We start from the raw sequence: 20,259 nt of genomic DNA on the forward strand, positions 1-20,259 counted from the left end.
TTTTGAGTAATCATAGCAATATATATGATGCGGTTTACATAGGGTCAAGGAGCTAAATGTTACAAGTATTGCCAGCAGATGCGGCTAAACTGATTGAGCAAGGTGGGGTGATTGCTTACCCTACTGAAGCTGTTTACGGTTTAGGTTGCGATCCCGATAATGACGCAGCCATTGAGCAGCTGCTGCAAATCAAACAAAGACCTTGGCAAAAAGGTCTTATCCTTGTCGCGGGCGATTATCTGCAACTTCTGCCTTACATCGATGAGTCTCAACTTACTGCTGACCAGCTCGCATTTGTTCACAGCAAGTGGCCTGGGCCATTTACCTTTATTATGCCGATAAAGCCAAAGTTGTCGGCACTATTGAGTGGCACCTTCGACTCTATTGCCGTCCGCGTAACCGCCCACTCCGATGTTAAAGCACTTTGCGCGGCAACGAATAAGCCTATTGTGTCGACCAGTGCTAATTTATCAGGACAAGCCCCTGCATTATCACTTCATGAGGTTAAGCAGCAATTTGAAGGGGTTATTGCTGGAGTTGTAATTGGAGAGCTAGGGAAACAGCTTTCACCTTCAACGATTATAGATGCCAAGAGTGGCAAAATTATAAGACAAGGTTAACCAAGGAAAAGTAATGAGCACACCCGATGCAGCAGTTGTAAAAGCTTTCTTACTCGATCTTCAAACTCGAATTAGTAATGAGCTACAGGCGCTAGATGGCTCTGCGAAATTTGTTGAGGACACTTGGAAGCGTGAAGAAGGTGGCGGCGGACAAAGCCGTGTGTTAACAGCCGGTGCTGTGTTTGAACAAGCGGGCGTTAATTTCTCTCATGTGACTGGAACGTCTATGCCGGCATCAGCCACAGCTCATCGCCCCGAACTTGCAGGTCGCAGTTTTGAGGCCATGGGCGTGTCGCTTGTTATTCACCCTAATAACCCACATGTACCGACCACACATGCCAATGTTCGTTTTTTTATTGCCCATAAAGAAGGGGCAGATCCGGTATGGTGGTTTGGTGGTGGCTTTGACCTAACGCCCTATTATCCATATTTAGAAGATGTTGTTGGTTGGCACCAAGCTGCAAAAACAATTTGTGAGCCGTTTGGCGCAGATGTTTACCCCAAATATAAGCAATGGTGTGATGAGTATTTTTGGCTACCTCACCGCAATGAAACTCGGGGGGTTGGCGGTCTATTTTTTGACGATCTAAATAAAGGAGGCTTTGACGATAGCTTTGCCTTTATGCAAGCGGTTGGTAATGGTTTTATTACCGCTTATGCGCCGATTGTTGAGCGTCGCAAAGATACAGCCTTTGGTGACCATGAGCGCCAGTTCCAATTGTACCGACGTGGTCGCTATGTCGAGTTTAATCTGGTTTATGACCGCGGCACCTTATTTGGGTTGCAAACAGGCGGGCGTACCGAATCTATTTTAATGTCGATGCCGCCTCTTGTGCGTTGGGAGTATGCTTACGTTCCAGCAGTCGGTAGTCCAGAGGCTCAACTGTATAGTGATTTTTTAACACCTAGAGACTGGCTAGCGTTATAAAAGTCGCAACTAAATGGTTGTGCGAATAAAAGAGAGTTAATGATGACGGATAGATATGCAGTATTTGGTAACCCGATAAGCCATAGTAAATCGCCAGCAATACATAACGCATTTGCCGTTGAAACCAAACAACAGCTAAGTTACGAAGCCATTTTAGCTCCTAACGATGGTTTTGCTGTTAGCTTTCGCACTTTTGTCGCAAATAACGGCTTAGGCGCTAACGTAACCGCGCCCTTTAAAGAGCAAGCGTATGCCCTGTGCGATGAACTTAGCGAGCAGGCGCAGCTGGCTGGTGCCGTCAATACCTTATCGGTATTAAGTAATGGTAAAGTACGGGGTGACAATACTGACGGGCTAGGCTTAGTGACCGATCTGCAACGACACTTTGGTAGTCTTAAAGGCTTAAATGTGCTGTTAGTTGGTGCTGGTGGCGCGGCGCGGGGCTGTGTATTTCCCTTATTACAAGCTGAAATAGCTAAACTGACGATTGTAAATCGTACCAAGTCAAAAGCTGAGACACTAGTAGATATGTTTGCCCAATACGGTAATGTTGCCTCGCAGCCTATTGAGCATGGTGGGCAGAGTTACGATGTTATTATTAATTCAACCTCCTCTAGTATTAGCGGTGAAATCCCCAACCTTAGTCGTGACGTTATCAACGTCAATACCGTCTGTTACGACATGATGTACAGCAAACAACAAACGCCGTTTAACCAATGGGCTCTCGGACAGGGAGCTAAAAATGTTGCCGATGGCCTCGGTATGTTGGTAGGGCAGGCCGCGCAAAGCTTTTTAATATGGCGCAAGATTAAACCTAGTGTTGAAGCAGTGTTGACACAATTACGAGCAGAGCTTTAATCGAGAGTTTTATGAATCAAAGTATATTGTTTCCAGATCTACAAGATTGGGAATCACAATCACAAAGCGTTATTTTTCCGGCGCAAGTTCAAGGTCGCACAATTGAATGCAGTGTCGGCGTCGCTAAATTGGCTCAAATATCACAGGCAGTGATTAATCACGAACAACAAAATACAGCGAGTTGGGCATTAGCGGTATTTGATGAATATCGGTTTGATATAGAAGATGAGGTAGAGCGACTCATCGAACAGGAGTCATTCGATGAGTCGGGGCGCGTGCTGCTATAGCGCTTTAGCAGTAACTATATGCAGACGTGCTATTGGCCTTCTTGTAAATATTCATTTTTAAGCCTGACATAGTTTTCGGCAGACTGAGGTAAAAACGCAAGTTCTGCAGCGGTGAGCTGTCTTACTTGTTTAGCTGGACTGCCAACATAAAGGTAGCCACTTACTAACACCTTATTCGGCGGGACTAACGAACCCGCCCCTAAAATCACATCATCTTCTAATACCGCGCCGTCTAAAACAATTGCGCCCATCCCGACTAATACTCGATTACCTACCTTGCAGCCATGCAACATCGCCTTATGACCTACCGTGACATCATCGCCAATAATCAACGGGTGACCATTGGGTAATGAAGGAGACTTACGCGAGACGTGTAAAACACTACCATCTTGTACATTCGAGCGCTTACCAATACGAATATGGTTAACATCACCGCGGGCAGCAACCAAAGGCCAAATACTAGCATCATCGTCTAAAGTAATATCGCCGACTAAAACACATGCTTCATCAACATAAACACTAAGGTTAAGTTGTGGCACAATCCCTTTATATGAACGCACAGACCTATTATTTTGCGAGTCACTCATCTTTATATCCTTTAAATGGCGATTTTTGGCATTATAAAGCTTAAAAAGTAGCTAGTCAGCGGGTTTTATCGTCAAACAGAAATATAATCAACATTATATTAGACAACGCACTTGCGCTTGTTCAGGAACTCCCTATAATGCGCATCCACTGACACGGCACAGCAGGCCAACTAACTTACCGCAAGGTAAGGTAGCACGGGACTTGCAGCAGTGTTAGAGGGTTAAATCTTCTCGAAGAATGAACCCAGGTGACAAGCGCTTAAAGGGCTTCTAGTTTTGGTTTTGATTAAGAAATCATCGCTTGAAAAACTTCTTAAAATAAGCACTTGACGCCGACACTGGAGAGTGTAGAATACGCCTCCTCAAGCCAACGACCTAGCGTCTTCGGCGAGACTTGAAAGATTAGTCTCACGCTCTTTAACAATATGACAAGCAAATCTGTGTGGGCACTCACAGGTGTTGAGTTATTCGAAATTGCTTCTTAGGAAGCAATCAAAAAATATTTCTCAATGAACCACTGAGTGACCATAGCAATATGTAAACTTCGAAAGTCTTCGGGCTTTTGAAAAACAGTATAATTCATTGAGCCGTTTTGCTCTTAACCGAGTAAAGCAAAAAACTTTAATTGAAGAGTTTGATCATGGCTCAGATTGAACGCTGGCGGCAGGCCTAACACATGCAAGTCGAGCGGTAACACAAGGGAGCTTGCTCCTGAGGTGACGAGCGGCGGACGGGTGAGTAATGCCTAGGTATCTGCCCAGTCGAGGGGGATAACAGTTGGAAACGACTGCTAATACCGCATACGCCCTACGGGGGAAAGGAGGGGACCTTCGGGCCTTCCGCGATTGGATGAACCTAGGTGGGATTAGCTAGTTGGTAAGGTAATGGCTTACCAAGGCGACGATCCCTAGCTGGTCTGAGAGGATGATCAGCCACACTGGAACTGAGACACGGTCCAGACTCCTACGGGAGGCAGCAGTGGGGAATATTGCACAATGGGCGAAAGCCTGATGCAGCCATGCCGCGTGTATGAAGAAGGCCTTCGGGTTGTAAAGTACTTTCAGCGAGGAGGAAAGCTCAAGTGTTAATAGCACTTGGGTGTGACGTTACTCGCAGAAGAAGCACCGGCTAACTTCGTGCCAGCAGCCGCGGTAATACGAGGGGTGCAAGCGTTAATCGGAATTACTGGGCGTAAAGCGTACGCAGGCGGTTTGTTAAGCGAGATGTGAAAGCCCTGGGCTCAACCTAGGAACTGCATTTCGAACTGGCAAACTAGAGTCTTGTAGAGGGGGGTAGAATTTCAGGTGTAGCGGTGAAATGCGTAGAGATCTGAAGGAATACCGGTGGCGAAGGCGGCCCCCTGGACAAAGACTGACGCTCATGTACGAAAGCGTGGGGAGCAAACAGGATTAGATACCCTGGTAGTCCACGCCGTAAACGATGTCTACTCGGAATTTGGTGTCTTGAACACTGGGTTCTCAAGCTAACGCATTAAGTAGACCGCCTGGGGAGTACGGCCGCAAGGTTAAAACTCAAATGAATTGACGGGGGCCCGCACAAGCGGTGGAGCATGTGGTTTAATTCGATGCAACGCGAAGAACCTTACCTACTCTTGACATCCAGAGAATTCGCTAGAGATAGCTTAGTGCCTTCGGGAACTCTGAGACAGGTGCTGCATGGCTGTCGTCAGCTCGTGTTGTGAAATGTTGGGTTAAGTCCCGCAACGAGCGCAACCCTTATCCTTATTTGCCAGCACGTAATGGTGGGAACTTTAGGGAGACTGCCGGTGATAAACCGGAGGAAGGTGGGGACGACGTCAAGTCATCATGGCCCTTACGAGTAGGGCTACACACGTGCTACAATGGTCGGTACAGAGGGTTGCGAAGCCGCGAGGTGGAGCTAATCTCATAAAGCCGGTCGTAGTCCGGATCGGAGTCTGCAACTCGACTCCGTGAAGTCGGAATCGCTAGTAATCGTGGATCAGAATGCCACGGTGAATACGTTCCCGGGCCTTGTACACACCGCCCGTCACACCATGGGAGTGGGCTGCACCAGAAGTAGATAGCTTAACCTTCGGGAGGGCGTTTACCACGGTGTGGTTCATGACTGGGGTGAAGTCGTAACAAGGTAGCCCTAGGGGAACCTGGGGCTGGATCACCTCCTTACCTATACGACTAACTCGCATCTGAAGTATGCAAATACGTTTGAGTGTTCACACAGATTGCTTGTTCTCCTCTTTATCGAGGTGAGCGACAAAATATCCTGCCAAGTAGCAGTGATATCGTTCTTTAAAAATTTGGAAAGCTGATAGTGTTAACGTGAAAGGGACAGCGATTACGATTATTCGTGTTGTTGTTTATAGCGTTAATGCGAAATTAAAAAATTGAGTTCTAAACACTTAAACATTAAGTGTCTTGGCTTATTGCTTAACGGCAATGAGTTAAAAATTCTAATTTTGGCGAAAGTAGAAACCATTAGTTACGATACGACTGTTTTGAGCTTACCCGCTTGAAGCAACGAGTATTTCTCATAGAGACTTATTTGGGTTGTATGGTTAAGTGACTAAGCGTATATGGTGGATGCCTTGGCAGTCAGAGGCGATGAAGGACGTAGTAACTTGCGAAAAGCGTTGGCGAGCTAGTAACAAGCATTTGAGCTAACGATGTCCGAATGGGGAAACCCACATGCATAAGCATGTATCACAACATGAATACATAGTGTTGTGAGGCAAACCCGGGGAACTGAAACATCTAAGTACCCGGAGGAAAAGAAATCAACCGAGATTCCCCTAGTAGCGGCGAGCGAACGGGGATTAGCCCTTAAGCGTAGAGGGTGTTAGTGGAATGTGTTGGAAAGCACAGCGGCACAGGGTGATAGCCCCGTACATGAAAACTAACTTTACGTGAAAACGAGTAGGACGGGACACGTGACATCTTGTCTGAATATGGGGGGACCATCCTCCAAGGCTAAATACTCCTGACTGACCGATAGTGAACCAGTACCGTGAGGGAAAGGCGAAAAGAACCCCTGTGAGGGGAGTGAAATAGAACCTGAAACCGTATACGTACAAGCAGTGGGAGCGGTTCTTGAGACCGTGACTGCGTACCTTTTGTATAATGGGTCAGCGACTTACATTTTGTAGCGAGGTTAAGCGAATAGCGGAGCCGTAGGGAAACCGAGTGTTAACTGCGCGTTTAGTTGCAAGGTGTAGACCCGAAACCCGGTGATCTAGCCATGGGCAGGTTGAAGGTTGAGTAACATCAACTGGAGGACCGAACCGACTTATGTTGAAAAATGAGCGGATGACTTGTGGCTGGGGGTGAAAGGCCAATCAAACCGGGAGATATCTGGTTCTCCTCGAAAGCTATTTAGGTAGCGCCTCGAGCGAATACCATTGGGGGTAGAGCACTGTTAAGGCTAGGGGGTCATCCCGACTTACCAACCCTTTGCAAACTCCGAATACCAATGAGTACTACTCGGGAGACACACGGCGGGTGCTAACGTCCGTCGTGAAAAGGGAAACAACCCAGACCATCAGCTAAGGTCCCAAAGTTATTGCTAAGTGGGAAACGATGTGGGAAGGCTTAGACAGCTAGGATGTTGGCTTAGAAGCAGCCATCATTTAAAGAAAGCGTAATAGCTCACTAGTCGAGTCGGCCTGCGCGGAAGATTTAACGGGGCTAAGCAATACACCGAAGCTATGGGTTTGCTAGTTTACTAGCAAGCGGTAGAGGAGCGTTCTGTAAGCCGTTGAAGGTGAAGGGGTAACCCACACTGGAGGTATCAGAAGTGCGAATGCTGACATGAGTAACGATAAAGGGAGTGAAAAACTCCCTCGCCGAAAGACCAAGGGTTCCTGTCCAATGTTAATCAGGGCAGGGTGAGTCGACCCCTAAGGTGAGGCCGAAAGGCGTAATCGATGGGAAACAGGTTAATATTCCTGTACTTCTGCTAACTGCGATGGAGAGACGGAGAAGGCTAGGCTAGCGCGGCGTTGGTTGTCCGCGTTTAAGGTTGTAGGCTGTAAACTTAGGCAAATCCGGGTTTACTTAAGGCTGAGAGCTGATGACGAGTCACTAAGGTGATGAAGTAGTTGATGCCATGCTTCCAGGAAAATCTTCTAAGCTTCAGGTTAGTAGGAATCGTACCCCAAACCGACACAGGTGGTTGGGTAGAGAATACCAAGGCGCTTGAGAGAACTCGGCTGAAGGAACTAGGCAAAATGGTACCGTAACTTCGGGAGAAGGTACGCTGCCGACGGTGATGGAACTTGCTTCCTAAGCTGTTGGCAGTCGCAGATACCAGGTGGCTGCAACTGTTTATCAAAAACACAGTACTGTGCAAACTCGCAAGAGGAAGTATACGGTATGACGCCTGCCCGGTGCCGGAAGGTTAATTGATTGGGTTATCTTCGGAGAAGCTCATGATCGAAGCCCCGGTAAACGGCGGCCGTAACTATAACGGTCCTAAGGTAGCGAAATTCCTTGTCGGGTAAGTTCCGACCTGCACGAATGGCGTAATGATGGCCACGCTGTCTCCAGCCGAGACTCAGTGAAGTTGAAATTGCGGTGAAGATGCCGTATACCCGCGGCTAGACGGAAAGACCCCGTGCACCTTTACTATAGCTTGGCACTGAACATTGAACCTACATGTGTAGGATAGGTGGGAGACTTTGAAGCGACGTCGCTAGATGTTGTGGAGTCGTCCTTGAAATACCACCCTTGTAGTTTTGATGTTCTAACCGCGGCCCCTGAATCGGGGTTCGGGACAGTGCCTGGTGGGTAGTTTGACTGGGGCGGTCTCCTCCCAAAGAGTAACGGAGGAGCACGAAGGTTGGCTAAGTACGGTCGGACATCGTACGGTTAGTGCAATGGCATAAGCCAGCTTAACTGCGAGACATACACGTCGAGCAGGTACGAAAGTAGGTCATAGTGATCCGGTGGTTCTGAATGGAAGGGCCATCGCTCAACGGATAAAAGGTACGCCGGGGATAACAGGCTGATACCGCCCAAGAGTTCATATCGACGGCGGTGTTTGGCACCTCGATGTCGGCTCATCACATCCTGGGGCTGAAGTCGGTCCCAAGGGTATGGCTGTTCGCCATTTAAAGTGGTACGCGAGCTGGGTTCAGAACGTCGTGAGACAGTTCGGTCCCTATCTGCCGTGGGCGTTGGATGATTGAAGGAAGCTGCTCCTAGTACGAGAGGACCGGAGTGGACGAACCGCTGGTGTTCGGGTTGTTATGCCAATAGCATTGCCCGGTAGCTACGTTCGGAATCGATAACCGCTGAAAGCATCTAAGCGGGAAGCGAGTCCTAAGATGAGTCATCCCTAGGAATTTAATTCCTCTAAAGAGCCGTTCGAGACTAGGACGTTGATAGGCAGGGTGTGTAAGCGTTGTGAGGCGTTGAGCTAACCTGTACTAATGACTCGTGAGGCTTAACCATACAACCCTGATGGGTTTTGTATGAGACTGATGTTTTTACATATCAGAATTAGAAGCACTTAATGTTGTGTGACTCAATAATAGATTTCAGTTTACTTGCGTAAGCGAGTAACAGCTTTTCAAATTTCCCAAATTTGTCTGGAGACCATAGAGCTGTGGTACCACCTGATCCCATTCCGAACTCAGAAGTGAAACGCAGTATCGCCGATGGTAGTGTGGGGTTTCCCCATGTGAGAGTAGGTCATTTCCAGGCGCCTAATAAGTGAAGAGCCCGCTACGCTGTAGCGGGCTTTTTTGCGTCTGCGATTTATGGCCTGGGCTGCTTTAGGCTGCTGTATTAATAGGTTAGCGCTCTACATTTTGGTGCTTTAAGCTCGATACAAAGTCGTGTGGCCGCTATGCCCATGTGAGAGTAGGATATTTTGAAGCGCCGGTTCAGTATCAAAACTCGTGACTAGGCTATTTAGTGGGTTTTCACATCTTCGATTTATGGCATGAGCCATTTTCAAGCCGTTCAGGCTTATCAGTGTCATCGATAAAGACTAAACAAAGTCGTATGGCCGCTATGCCCATGTGAGAGTAGGTTATTTCCAGGCGCCTAATAAGTGAAGAGCCCGCTACATAACCCAAATGCTAAACACTCATCAGTTAAAGGCATTGTCACTAACACCTTATACTCCGAAGTAGGCTGAGCTTGTTTAGATACTTAAGTTCGAGGCGTCATTCATCTATGCTTCTAAGAAGTGGAGTAATGCCGATAATGCTGTGTTTCTTGCTTGATCCCGCTCCATAAATATTTCATGTCGCGCATAAGGGATTTTTATCAAGCGACAGGAGTCGCTAATCGCTTTAATTTGCGCAGTATTACAAACAATGGTGTCCTCTTCAGCTTGAAGAATTAATATCGGCACCTTTGAGGTTTGTGCGGCTTTAATGGCATGGCTGCCAGCATCAATTGATTCAACTAACCAACGGTTTGTCGGTGAGCCCAATTGTATGGTTTTTACTTGCTGATATAGCGCTCGATAGTCAAGGTAGCGTAACTTGCTATTGGTTAGATCGTTTTTATCAAAAGTCGCTGGATGATAGTTTTTTCCGCCAAGGATATAGTTGGGCTGCTGTCTATCATGGTTATCTAACGTTGCTGCGAGTTTACGAATAAAGCATGTTGGCAGTGGTAGCTTTATACCATACATTGGTGCTGAAAATACCGCTGATTTAAATATGTCTGGCTGCTGTGCCAGGTACAAAGTCCCGATTGCTCCACCCATTGAGTGGCCGACTAAGTAGTAATTTTGTTTATGGCTTGGTTTGACTATTTTGCTGATAAATTCGTCGAAATCGTCGACATAACGCTGGAACTTGTCGATATGTCCCAGGTGTGAGTTGACGGTTATTCTACTTGAAAGGCCTTGTCCGCGGTGATCTAGCGTAAATAGGCTGTATCCTTGTAGGTATAAATCAAACATCAATTCTTTATACTTTAAAAATGATTCTACACGGCCATTACTTAGTACTATTGTGCCTTTATTGCTCGGATGTTTAATGAAAGCGTAAGCTAGAGATATGCCGTCTGTTGTTTTAAATGTTGATTGAGTTACCTGCTGCCAAAATGCGATTTGCTCAGCGCTATTTAAATGGTGCTCTGACGAGAATGTTTTAACAGCATTTGAGGCGATTGCAGGTTCAGTAGCAATGGGCATAATGGGCTCAAGTATTAACAAAGATAACAATAATTGAGTGTATCAAACTCCCAATAAATAATAGCTACCTTAGAAATAAAAAAATGGCCGCCTATAGCGGCCATTAATTAGGTGTTAAATTGATGCTTGCTGTTGAATGATGAAGTCGTTAATTTGTTGCTCCAGAATGGACATAGGCACTGAACCATTTGCTAACACTGCATCGTGAAATGCTCTGATATCAAAGTTCTTCCCTAAAGCCGTTTCTGCTTGAGCTCGAAGTCGTTTGATTGTTAACTCGCCTATTTTGTATGACAGTGCTTGTCCTGGCCATGAAATATAACGGTCTATTTCAGTAGTTACGTTGTGCAATGATAGTGCAGTATTGCTGGCCATAAACTCGATAGCTTGTTGGCGGCTCCAGCCTTTTGCGTGCATTCCTGTATCAACGACAAGTCTTGCTGCACGCCACATTTCATAGGTTAACCGACCGAAGTTACTGTAGGGATCTTGGTAAAACCCTGCTTCCAAGCCTAAATATTCTGAGTATAAGCCCCAGCCCTCACCAAATGCTGAGATATAGCCGTAACGACGGAAGTTTGGCAGATTTGATAATTCGCTGTTTAATGATATTTGTAAATGATGACCTGGTACTGCTTCATGCAAGGTTAAGGCTTCCATTTCATAAAGTGGTCGCTTATCAAGTGCGTAAGTGTTTACCCAGTAAAAGCCTGCTTCATCATCTCGGTTAGAACCAGAGTAACGGCCTGTTGTATATTTAGGGGCTATTTCTGCTGGTACAGGGGCAATACCATAGGGTTTTCTTGGTAATTTACCAAAATACTTTGGTAGCATGGCGTCCGCTTTTTTAGCTATATAGGCGGCTTCTTTTAAGAGTTCCTCTGCCGTTTCGGGGTAAAATTGAGGGTCGGTTCTTAAAAAGTGAAGAAAGTCGGCAAAAGTTCCGTCAAAACCCACGTCTTCGATGATCTGTTCCATCTGCGCTCTAATACGCTTAACTTCACTAATCCCTAATTGGTGAACCTCATCTGATGTCATTGGTAATGTTGTGAAGTGCCTAACTCGATTTTCATAGAAGGCTTTGCCATTTGGTAGCGTAGAGGCCGCAATGTCGGTACGTGCATTTACTATGTATTCGTTAACCATAAAGTCGTAAAAAGCTTGGTAAACCGGTAACACAGTTTTTTGAACCGCTAGCAGTCCTTGTTTTGTTAGTGCCGCTTTTTCACTTTCGCTAAAGTGTTCTGGGTATTTAGTGAAAGGCTGAAAGTATCCGCTATCTTTAGCTGGAACAATAAAGGCGCTGATGCTGTCCTCAAACCCATTAAGAGTGACTTTTGCAGGGGTGATGCCAGCTGCTAAGCCTTGCTTTAACCAATATGTTTGTTGTGCAAAGTAGGTTGGTAGTGCGTTCAATTGGTTAAGATAATTTTGATAATCTTCCATTGTGGCAAACCTGGCCTTTGCAATTGAAGATATGTAGGCATGAAAGCCACTTTCGGCTGATAGCGGAATGTAATGACTCTTGTAATGGTATTGGTCGACGCTATTTTGTAATTGGTCTTGTAATATTTTTGCATTGATAACATCGCTTTTACTGAGCTGCGCGGTGTCGATTGCTTGCAGGTCTTTGAGTAAGTTTTTGCGCCGTTGGTTCAGCGCTGACAACCACTTAGGTGATAAGTCTTGTAGCTTGCCTGCTGCTGAGTTGTCTCCTAATGACAATGCAAGGCTCGGGCTTTCATCTAATGTTATCTGCCAAGCGGTATCGATAGCTGATTGCAGTTGTACATTGACGGTTTTTGTTGCCGAAATTTTGTTGACCTGTGTGGTGGGTACGGGTTGGGTCTGGCAAGCACTCAATCCAACGACTAGCAGAGAGGGAAGCAGGTATTTGTACATGGTTTGTCCGTTATTATTATGGTTCGGTTTGTGCTCTAACTTTGATTATGCCGCTGGCGTTTGCAAAGGTCACGTAGGTAAGTTAAAGCAAATGTGACAGAAAGGGCTAAACTGCTATAAAACATCGTCGTAGCTGCAATAGCTGTGGGTCTCCATGTTACAATTTATCTTAGCCTCAAATAACAATAAACTGGCAAGGCAGTTCACATAAGGGTTTTATATGATCAATGAATCAATTCCGTTAGTCGATCTGCATCGGCACCTAGATGGAAATGTTAGAGTACAAACTATTTGGGAGCTTGGGCAGCAGCATGGTATTGCACTGCCAGCTACAAATGTTGGGGCCTTAGCTCCTTTTGCCCAAGTTCAGGGTAAAGAAAGCAGTTTAGTCGCCTTTTTAAAAAAGCTAGATTGGATGGTTGCTGTATTGGCCGATCTTGATGCGGTAAAGCGTGTCGCTTATGAGAACGTGGTAGACGCAGCTGTGTCTGGCCTTGATTATACCGAGTTACGTTTCAGCCCTTTTTATATGGCAATGAGCCACAAACTGCCTTTGCAAGGTGTTGTAGAGGCCGTTATTGATGGCGTTAAACAAGGTGTAGCTGAACATAGTGTAAAGGTAAACTTGATAGGAATAATGTCTCGTTCTTTTGGGCAGCAAGCATGCTTGCAAGAGTTAAATGCCTTGCTGACACAAAGCCAGCATTTAGTGGCAATGGATTTAGCTGGCGACGAGTTGGGTTTTCCGGGGGCATTGTTTGAGGACCATTTTAAGGCCGTTCGTGATGCCGGCCTAGCGGTTACTGTTCATGCAGGAGAAGCTGAGGGCGCTGCGAGTGTTTGGCAGGCCATTCAATCATTAGGTGCCAGCCGAATTGGGCACGGTGTTAATTCGATTCGTGATCCAAAATTGATGGAATACCTTGCTAAGCACGGCATTGGTATCGAATCGTGTCCAACCAGTAACTTACATACTTCGACAGTGGCATCTTATCAAGAGCATCCACTGCGTATTTTTATGGAAGCAGGCGTACCAATTGGTTTGAATACCGATGATCCTGGAGTGAGTGCGATTGATATTGCTCATGAATACCGTGCTGTTAAAGCGCATATGGGCTTTAGTGACGCTGAGTTGGCTCAGTTGCAGCGTAATGGGGTTGAGATGGCATTTATTTCTGACAGTGAGCGTAAAGCGTTATACGCTGCAAAGGCTTAATCACTGACAGTTAGAAACAAAAAAAACCGGCATGAGAGCCGGTTTTTTTATGTTGATATTGACTAAATAACGCGTGAGAACTGTTGCTGTCTTGCTTTCTCGCGGTAGTAAACATCAAAACAGATACAAATATTACGGATCAATAAACGGCCAGTAGGGCTAATAGTGATCTTTCTGTCAGTAATATCGACTAACTTATCATCAATAAAGGTCTGCAGTAGCTTTAAGTCTTCAGCAAAATATTCTTCAAAATTGATATTCAGCTTTTTGTCTATCTGAGCCATATCAAGATCAAAATGACAGATAAGTTGTTTGATCACTACACGGCGAATTTCATCGTCTTGATTTAAATCACAACCTTTCCAAAGTGCATGGCCATTGGCGTCAATTGACTCAAAGTAAGGGCGAATGTCCTTTTGATTTTGCGCGTAGCAGTCACCAATTTGGCTAATTGACGACACACCTAAGCCCAGTAAGTCACACTCTTCTTGGGTGGTATACCCTTGGAAGTTTCGATGTAAACGACCTTCGTTTTGTAAGATTGATAGTTCATCATCTGGCTTAGCAAAGTGATCCATACCAATATATTGGTAACCGGCACCGGTTAGAGTTTCGATTGTTTGGTGTAGCATGTCGAGCTTTTGCTGTGGTGATGCTAAATGTTCATCTTTAATTTTGCGCTGAGCAGCAAAACGCGATGGCAGGTGAGCGTAGTTGAACACTGACAAGCGGTCAGGATCAAGGTCTAGCACGCGCTGCATTGTTTCGGCAAAAGTCTCAGGCGTTTGGTGTGGCAAACCGTAGATAAGGTCAATGTTTGTTGAAACAAAGCCCAGCTCTTTAGCGCGAGCCATGAGATCAAAGATAAACTGCTCATCTTGTTCACGGTTAACGGCAACTTGCACCTTTTTATTGAAATCTTGAACACCAATTGAAATACGGTTAAAACCGGCTTCTTTTAGCGTATCTAGCATCGACAGTTCAATTTCTCGAGGGTCGACTTCAATAGAGTACTCACCAATGTCAGCTACGTTAAAGTTTGCTTTAACTAGCTGAGATAGTCTTAGAATTTGTTCAGGTGATAGGAACGTTGGCGTACCGCCACCCCAATGGATTTGCGTTACTAAATAGTTTTTAAACAGAGGCGCACGTTTAACTATTTCTGTCGCTAAATATTCAATATATTGATCGGCTTTATGCTGATGACGAGTGATAACTTTATTGCAGCCACAGTAGTAACAAAGCTTAGCGCAAAAAGGAATGTGAATATAAAGAGAAAGCTTATCACTTTTACTATTCTTGATAGAAGTTAGTAATTTATCTTCGGTGAATGAGTCATTAAACTCTAGCGCAGTCGGATAAGAAGTATAACGTGGTCCACTGTAATTGTACTTTTCGATCATTGACTGATCCCAACTAATTTGTGTGGGCTGCTTCAAGGCGTGTCCTCCGACGGGTGATAGTTTAGCAACATGTGAATTATGCATCTAAATGTATGCGATAACCTTGATCCATGTTGAAAAAATGAAATGTAGGTAACAAAGATCCACTGAATATCGCTGAATTTGGTTGGCCTGTCTGCGTTGTTAAGTAGATTTTGTGCACAGACTCACCCTATATTATGAAAAACTTCTATAACTGCGAGCTAAGTAATGCTTGTTCGCCCAAACAGTACGGTATTCAGTCATAACGACTGTTGATGCTTAATGTAGCGTATTAGCGTCAAATTCTCTCAATAGTTTGGCCTCTTCTAAGATACTTGTTTCGAGTATCCCTTCAGACTTTATCCGTGCCAGGTCAAGCTTCATTCTTTGTTGTTTTGTAAGGGCTTTTCGTTCGTCTTTAATAGGGTGGCTTGCTATCACTTCAAAGTGCTTAAACGTTGATGGGTACTTATCAATAACAAGTTCTGACATCCCCAGTAAACCAAACAGCTTTACTATTCGCATTACCCCTTCAGATAGCTCGCAACGCTCTTCTAGCATCGCTGCAGCAATGAAACGGATGCTGTCGAGTAATTCTTCAGACTTTAGTTTAGCTGTTGTAGCGATCTGTTGTTGTTTCAGTAATTTTGCTTTTTTTTGCCGGCGTACATGAATGAGCAAATAGATTGCATAAGAAGCTAGGGCAACAATAATCAATAAGGCAATAACAATAAGCGCTGTGGTCATCATGCTACATCCTGTTACAGTCTGAACGAGAGTCTAAATGCTGAAAAAAATATGGCATCAATTAAGATGCCATATAGTAGCGGTATTTCTATGTATTAGTCTTTGTTTTGAAAATCTTTTAAAAGATCTGCACCAGACTCAAACTTATCAAACAGGTCATCATCGCTGACGGCCTTTGTTGGTTGTGACTGCTCAAATTCGTCATCTAAACCTAACTTGTCTAATAGTGCTTCTATCTGAGTTAATTGTTTATTCAACCACTTTTGATCTTCTGGGTTAAGGGTTCTACCTTCTTCCAGCATATCCAATAGATCGTTTAGTCTTGGATCATCTTCAAGTTTCAGTAATTTTTGCTCATCGGTCAGCTTAGGCCCTTTAGGCTTGTTTTCAGGCTTTTTCTGTACAGCGATGTTGAGCTGTACCGGCTTCTTGCTGCCGTGACGAGGGTCGCTGTTTTTAGCGCTGCCTCCGTTAGCTTGGCTTTCTATCATCGAAGCGTTATGGCGGCTTCCCGCTTTATTGCCAGCAACTTGTTTTTTACCTGCTAGAACACGTTCATTCTTTTTGGTTCTAGGGGCTAATTTAGGAGCATTTTCGTTGCTCTTACGCGATTTCTTACTACGGGACATGATTCACTTATCTCGATGACTTAAATGGCACTGCTGCTGACAAAATGAACTATCTCTATCAACAATTGATGTTTGGCCGCGTGTTATATCAGATCCTGATGGTTTTTGCACCAGAATGAGGTCGTTTGCTGCAAATAATAGCTTAAAACCGACGCTTTCAGCGAGATATTTGAAACTTTGTTGCTGATAGAAGCTAACGTGGGTCAAATTGTTTTTGTGGTGCCATTTATCGAACCCGTTCAGCTCTGTTAGTAAAGGTGTGCTTATTGCTATCCAGCCGCCAGGTTTTATTAGCTCACTGATGAGTGCCCACTCTTTATTTGGCAGCCTGAAATGTTCAAAAACACGGTAGCAACATATAAAGTCATAGTGTTGCATTAATTGCTTGTTCCAGGGAGCAATACTGGGATCATACTGGTTTATTTGGTGGCCGCGTTGAGTGATTCTCCGTAAGCTTTTACTGTCTAATGTTCTGCCGAAGTTTAGACCGAGTAGCGGTTTTTCACTTGTCTCACATTGCGATACTAGTTCAAACAAAAATTGCGATAATTGTCTGCGCTTATTATTGGCTCGGCGGTATTGCTGTTGTTCTGCATTAGGGGGAAGGTGTGAATTAGCATCGGCGAATACCATTTTGCATAGCTGGCAGTGGTATAGGCATCGCTTTTTGTTTTCAAAAAATAATGTACTGTTGTCACTAAAACATAGTGGACATCGACGCATATAACGACTTCCCTTTGATTCAACAGACTAAAGAGGCTAAAAGCCGCAGCAAATCGCTGTAAACGAGATATCTTAAGTCTCTACCATACAGGCTAACAAGTGCTTGTAAATTCATTTTCTTAAAGAGTAGTTCGTTGATGATCCAAATAGTGCTGTAGTGAGGGGTTACACATTAATGTGTATGAAACTTCAAAATTCGAATACTCTATATTAACTAACTACTTAATCTAACTAGGATAAGTATAAAGCAAGATCGTTGAGTTGGTATACAATAGGGAAAATTTCAGACAATAAAAAAGGCGACAGATAAACTGTCGCCTATAGAAAGTGCAAATTGCACCAATTCTTATATCAAGCTTCCGTACTTACTAGTGACTATCCCGGTCAAATCCATCTTATTTTTTGCTGCTTTCCATGCAGATAATTTTAGTTAATGGTCTTCTTGACACTTTATTAAATTCTGTTGCCATCCTGACCACAGTTTCCGTAGATGGTCTTTACGACACATCACAATCTAATCGTCTATCCAATGACGCCTAAGTAACCATCCGTGTTAGTTTGTAGCCTCCAGTGACAACTTGCTCCCTTTGAGTGCCTCCAAGCTTACGCTTTTTGGCTATTGTTTATATCCTATAAACAATCTCATACTGTTGCGCGTTTCTCTGAATGTAAGGTTTAATGCTAAACAGCGTTTTGGTCTTCCGAACCAATCCTTACTAAATTTTACGACCTGGACTTCAAGCTGAAATCTCGACTCATTTATGCTGAGTGGCCTAAAAGTATTATTATTATTAAGTTAATTTATTCTTATATCTTAAATGTCTAAGTACCGAAATCTGATAGATATTATTGTAATTTTGGCTCTACTCAGTCGGGTTTATCTCGGTACGGGACTCATTAAACCTAAAACCGTGATCTCTGTCAAGTTTTGATTTTGGTTAAAGTTTACGTAAATGTTAGTCATTAAATAGAAAAGGACTAATTCATAGTCCTTAGTATTAGGCTAATATTTACTTAAGGTTGGACATATACGCAGCCAGAGCTTCAATATCGGTGGCATTTAACTTTTTAGCGACGTCTTGCATCATGCCATTTAAGTCATTATTTCGACTACTATCATGGAATTTATTAAGTTGAATTTTGATGTAATTAGCATGCTGACCAGATACATCTGGGAAGCCCGCCGATTCAGAGCCTTGCCCACTCGGACCGTGACAAGCAATACAGGCTGTAATACCGCGCTCGGCGTCACCACCTTTATAGAGTTTTTCGCCTAAAGTTGGTACGTCTTTAACGTTGATAGGTTGTTTAGTTTGGCTTGAATAGAAAGCTGAAATATTTACAATATCTTCGTCTGTTAGCATCATTGCCATGCCACCCATAACTGGGTCTGCGCGGCCATCTTTACCGCCAGATTTTGCAGCGCTACGAAAATCATGTAGTTGCTTTTTGAGGTAGGTTACTTGTTGGCCAGCAAGTTTGGGGTACATGTCTATAGGGCTGTTGCCATCAACACCGTGGCAAGCAGAACAAACAATGGCTTTGGTTTTACCGGCTTCTACATCGCCTTCGGCCATTACTGGTGAAGACATTGTGGCTAAAATAGATAGCGCAAGAGCTAATTTTTTCATGGCGTTCCAACTTCTTATTAAAATATTTGTCCTGAGCTTACTAGGGAGACCCGCAAGCATGATAAAATGTATTTTATGTGATCGAGGTAATATTTTACACGAAATTGTGAAAATGTAAGCAACTCTTCGATATTTAGTAAAGTTAGTTGAGAAATTTTTGGAGTTAATTGTGAATGAATCTCGTATCGACTTCCGTAAAGCAGAGTTTTTAATAAGTGCACCAGACATTGCACACTTAGATGAATACCTTCCTGGTGATGTTGGGGTGGAAATTGCTTTCGCGGGTCGGTCAAACGCGGGCAAGTCTAGTGCGCTCAATTTATTAACGGAGCAGAAAATTGCCCGTACAAGTAAAACGCCGGGCCGAACTCAGCTTATAAACGTATTTAAACTTGATAAGCATCGCCGTTTAGTTGATTTACCTGGCTATGGTTTTGCTCAAGTTCCTTTAGCGTTAAAGAAGAAGTGGCAGCAGGCGCTGGGCGAGTATTTACTTAAACGTGATTGTTTAAGTGGGGTAGTCGTACTGATGGACATCCGTCATCCATTGAAAGATCTTGATATGCAAATGATTGAGTGGGCGGTTGAAAGTCATATTCCTGTTCTGGCGTTGCTAACTAAAGCTGACAAGCTTGGGCAAAGTGACAGAATGAAAATGGTTAATGAGGTGCGTAAAAAGCTTAGCCATTTTGATGATGCAGTTAAGGTTGAGCCTTTCTCTTCATTAAAAGGGATTGGTAAAAATAAAGCGTTAGCTATTTTAGACCAATGGTGTAAACCTGAATGGTTGTTACAACAATTGGAAGCGGAAGCTGAACAAGAATAACGTTTAACTGACGTTGATATTACGCTCCTATTTAGGGGCGTTTTTTTTGCCTAATGGTTGAGCGATAGGCAAAAAAAAACCGACGGAAATACCATCGGCATAAATTAGCTCTTTTGGGGAGAAGCTAAATTCAACAAGACTCAAGATCTATCAAACTAAGTTGATAGCACTCGATAAATGAAGCATAACCTTTTCCTTATAGTATTTAAAGTAATTACTCTAAAATTTATTTTGGGCGAAAAAAAGCCCCAGCAAATGAAATTCGCTGGGGCGCCATAATTTGGCAATCCACTACAAGGCAGTGAATTTAAAAAAGGTCTGAAAGATAGAACATCTTAACCTCTGTACCCTACGAAACGAATATTACCCTATTAACCGTTTTATGAAAAACAGTATTTGCAAAAAACACACAATAATGTGACGGTGATCTCACGAAAAATGTAGGAAAAATACACGTATTGTGCAGTTTTTCATAAGTAATAATTTAAAAACAGTAGCTTAATTAAGCTTTGGCTAAACAGGCGGGATATACCTGTTATTCCTCGATTAGTTATGTTTGTTGGGGAGCGGTTAAGCACTTTTATGCTGTCGGCATAGTTTAAATTGTGGCAAGACTTTTAATTTATACTTGATAGATTAGGTGTTCAGGTGAAGCTTTTAGATTGGTTTGCTGAAAGTGAATTTCTTGCTAGGAAAAGTACCCATAGGGTGCATTGTATAGTCAAGGCACCC

Annotated in this window: 14 protein-coding genes and 3 rRNA genes; 9 read left to right on the forward strand and 8 right to left on the reverse strand. The window is 44.0% G+C overall.

Going from position 1 to position 20,259, the window contains the following annotated elements:
* The first annotated feature begins 56 nt into the window (after nucleotides 1–56).
* The 4 genes from tsaC to RGE70_RS00155 are packed head-to-tail and all read left to right on the forward strand — an operon-like array spanning nucleotide 57 to nucleotide 2,693.
* On the forward strand, nucleotides 57–620 hold the full coding sequence (gene tsaC, locus RGE70_RS00140; protein WP_310469540.1) for an L-threonylcarbamoyladenylate synthase type 1 TsaC: 564 nt from the start codon (nucleotides 57–59) through the stop codon (nucleotides 618–620).
* Between the two features lie 13 nt (nucleotides 621–633).
* Complete coding sequence (gene hemF, locus RGE70_RS00145) at nucleotides 634–1,548, forward strand: oxygen-dependent coproporphyrinogen oxidase (protein ID WP_310469541.1); 915 nt, start codon at nucleotides 634–636, stop codon at nucleotides 1,546–1,548.
* Nucleotides 1,549–1,590: 42 nt separating this feature from the next.
* Nucleotides 1,591–2,406, forward strand: coding sequence for a shikimate dehydrogenase (gene aroE, locus RGE70_RS00150; protein ID WP_310472875.1), 816 nt, complete (start codon nucleotides 1,591–1,593; stop codon nucleotides 2,404–2,406).
* Nucleotides 2,407–2,417: 11 nt separating this feature from the next.
* Entirely contained in the window at nucleotides 2,418–2,693 is a 276-nt protein-coding gene (locus RGE70_RS00155; RefSeq protein WP_310469542.1) for a DUF1488 family protein, read from the forward strand.
* Nucleotides 2,694–2,722: 29 nt separating this feature from the next.
* Here RGE70_RS00155 and RGE70_RS00160 read toward each other — a convergent pair whose 3' ends face one another.
* Nucleotides 2,723–3,280 (reverse strand): gamma carbonic anhydrase family protein, encoded by a 558-nt coding sequence (locus tag RGE70_RS00160; RefSeq protein ID WP_310469543.1) that lies wholly within the window; start codon nucleotides 3,278–3,280, stop codon nucleotides 2,723–2,725.
* Nucleotides 3,281–3,902: 622 nt separating this feature from the next.
* Between RGE70_RS00160 and RGE70_RS00165 the strand changes: the two genes are divergently transcribed.
* From RGE70_RS00165 to rrf, 3 genes are all read left to right on the forward strand, one after another.
* Nucleotides 3,903–5,445 (forward strand): 16S ribosomal RNA (locus RGE70_RS00165).
* A gap of 387 nt (nucleotides 5,446–5,832) precedes the next feature.
* Nucleotides 5,833–8,727, forward strand: a 23S ribosomal RNA gene (locus RGE70_RS00170).
* A gap of 136 nt (nucleotides 8,728–8,863) precedes the next feature.
* A 5S ribosomal RNA gene (gene rrf / locus RGE70_RS00175) occupies nucleotides 8,864–8,979 on the forward strand.
* Together the 16S, 23S and 5S rRNA genes form the textbook arrangement of a ribosomal RNA operon.
* A 475-nt stretch (nucleotides 8,980–9,454) precedes the next feature.
* Here the strand turns inward: rrf and RGE70_RS00180 are convergent.
* Nucleotides 9,455–10,429, reverse strand: coding sequence for an alpha/beta fold hydrolase (locus RGE70_RS00180; protein ID WP_310469544.1), 975 nt, complete (start codon nucleotides 10,427–10,429; stop codon nucleotides 9,455–9,457).
* A gap of 114 nt (nucleotides 10,430–10,543) precedes the next feature.
* Nucleotides 10,544–12,331: a DUF885 domain-containing protein gene (locus tag RGE70_RS00185; protein ID WP_310469545.1), complete on the reverse strand. Its 1,788-nt coding sequence runs from the start codon at nucleotides 12,329–12,331 to the stop codon at nucleotides 10,544–10,546.
* Nucleotides 12,332–12,551: 220 nt separating this feature from the next.
* On the opposite strand from RGE70_RS00185, the gene add reads away from it, so the two are divergent.
* On the forward strand, nucleotides 12,552–13,547 hold the full coding sequence (add, locus tag RGE70_RS00190; RefSeq protein ID WP_310469546.1) for an adenosine deaminase: 996 nt from the start codon (nucleotides 12,552–12,554) through the stop codon (nucleotides 13,545–13,547).
* A gap of 62 nt (nucleotides 13,548–13,609) precedes the next feature.
* Here the strand turns inward: add and hemN are convergent, their stop codons facing one another.
* The 5 genes from hemN to RGE70_RS00215 all read right to left on the reverse strand — a co-directional run bounded on the left by hemN (nucleotide 13,610) and on the right by RGE70_RS00215 (nucleotide 18,701).
* Nucleotides 13,610–14,986, reverse strand: a complete 1,377-nt coding sequence (gene hemN, locus RGE70_RS00195) for an oxygen-independent coproporphyrinogen III oxidase (protein ID WP_310469547.1) — start codon at nucleotides 14,984–14,986, stop codon at nucleotides 13,610–13,612.
* A gap of 264 nt (nucleotides 14,987–15,250) precedes the next feature.
* Entirely contained in the window at nucleotides 15,251–15,718 is a 468-nt protein-coding gene (locus tag RGE70_RS00200; protein ID WP_310472876.1) for a DUF2489 domain-containing protein, read from the reverse strand.
* A gap of 95 nt (nucleotides 15,719–15,813) precedes the next feature.
* Nucleotides 15,814–16,347, reverse strand: coding sequence for a Der GTPase-activating protein YihI (yihI, locus tag RGE70_RS00205; protein ID WP_310469548.1), 534 nt, complete (start codon nucleotides 16,345–16,347; stop codon nucleotides 15,814–15,816).
* Nucleotides 16,348–16,350: 3 nt separating this feature from the next.
* Complete coding sequence (locus tag RGE70_RS00210; protein ID WP_310469549.1) at nucleotides 16,351–17,070, reverse strand: methyltransferase domain-containing protein; 720 nt, start codon at nucleotides 17,068–17,070, stop codon at nucleotides 16,351–16,353.
* Nucleotides 17,071–18,080: 1,010 nt separating this feature from the next.
* The gene (locus RGE70_RS00215) at nucleotides 18,081–18,701 is read right to left on the reverse strand and encodes a c-type cytochrome (RefSeq protein WP_310469550.1); all 621 of its coding nucleotides are present in this window, start codon (nucleotides 18,699–18,701) and stop codon (nucleotides 18,081–18,083) included.
* 169 nt (nucleotides 18,702–18,870) lie between these two features.
* On the opposite strand from RGE70_RS00215, the gene yihA reads away from it, so the two are divergent.
* Nucleotides 18,871–19,527: a ribosome biogenesis GTP-binding protein YihA/YsxC gene (gene yihA, locus RGE70_RS00220; RefSeq protein ID WP_310469551.1), complete on the forward strand. Its 657-nt coding sequence runs from the start codon at nucleotides 18,871–18,873 to the stop codon at nucleotides 19,525–19,527.
* Nucleotides 19,528–20,259: the final 732 nt, after the last annotated feature.

The sequence above is a fragment of the Shewanella youngdeokensis genome, assembly GCF_033180165.1.
GTDB classification, from domain to species: domain Bacteria; phylum Pseudomonadota; class Gammaproteobacteria; order Enterobacterales; family Shewanellaceae; genus Shewanella; species Shewanella youngdeokensis.

Bases quoted from the DNA above. Each gene is read 5' to 3' on its own strand.
- RGE70_RS00215 (WP_310469550.1), bottom strand. From the start codon at position 18,701: ATGAAAAAATTAGCTCTTGCGCTATCTATTTTAGCCACAATGTCTTCA.
- RGE70_RS00185 (WP_310469545.1), bottom strand. From the start codon at position 12,331: ATGTACAAATACCTGCTTCCCTCTCTGCTAGTCGTTGGATTGAGTGCT.
- tsaC (WP_310469540.1), top strand. From the start codon at position 57: ATGTTACAAGTATTGCCAGCAGATGCGGCTAAACTGATTGAGCAAGGT.
- yihI (WP_310469548.1), bottom strand. From the start codon at position 16,347: ATGTCCCGTAGTAAGAAATCGCGTAAGAGCAACGAAAATGCTCCTAAA.
- RGE70_RS00210 (WP_310469549.1), bottom strand. From the start codon at position 17,070: ATGCGTCGATGTCCACTATGTTTTAGTGACAACAGTACATTATTTTTT.
- hemF (WP_310469541.1), top strand. From the start codon at position 634: ATGAGCACACCCGATGCAGCAGTTGTAAAAGCTTTCTTACTCGATCTT.
- RGE70_RS00155 (WP_310469542.1), top strand. From the start codon at position 2,418: ATGAATCAAAGTATATTGTTTCCAGATCTACAAGATTGGGAATCACAA.
- aroE (WP_310472875.1), top strand. From the start codon at position 1,591: ATGACGGATAGATATGCAGTATTTGGTAACCCGATAAGCCATAGTAAA.
- RGE70_RS00200 (WP_310472876.1), bottom strand. From the start codon at position 15,718: ATGACCACAGCGCTTATTGTTATTGCCTTATTGATTATTGTTGCCCTA.
- RGE70_RS00160 (WP_310469543.1), bottom strand. From the start codon at position 3,280: ATGAGTGACTCGCAAAATAATAGGTCTGTGCGTTCATATAAAGGGATT.
- add (WP_310469546.1), top strand. From the start codon at position 12,552: ATGATCAATGAATCAATTCCGTTAGTCGATCTGCATCGGCACCTAGAT.
- RGE70_RS00180 (WP_310469544.1), bottom strand. From the start codon at position 10,429: ATGCCCATTGCTACTGAACCTGCAATCGCCTCAAATGCTGTTAAAACA.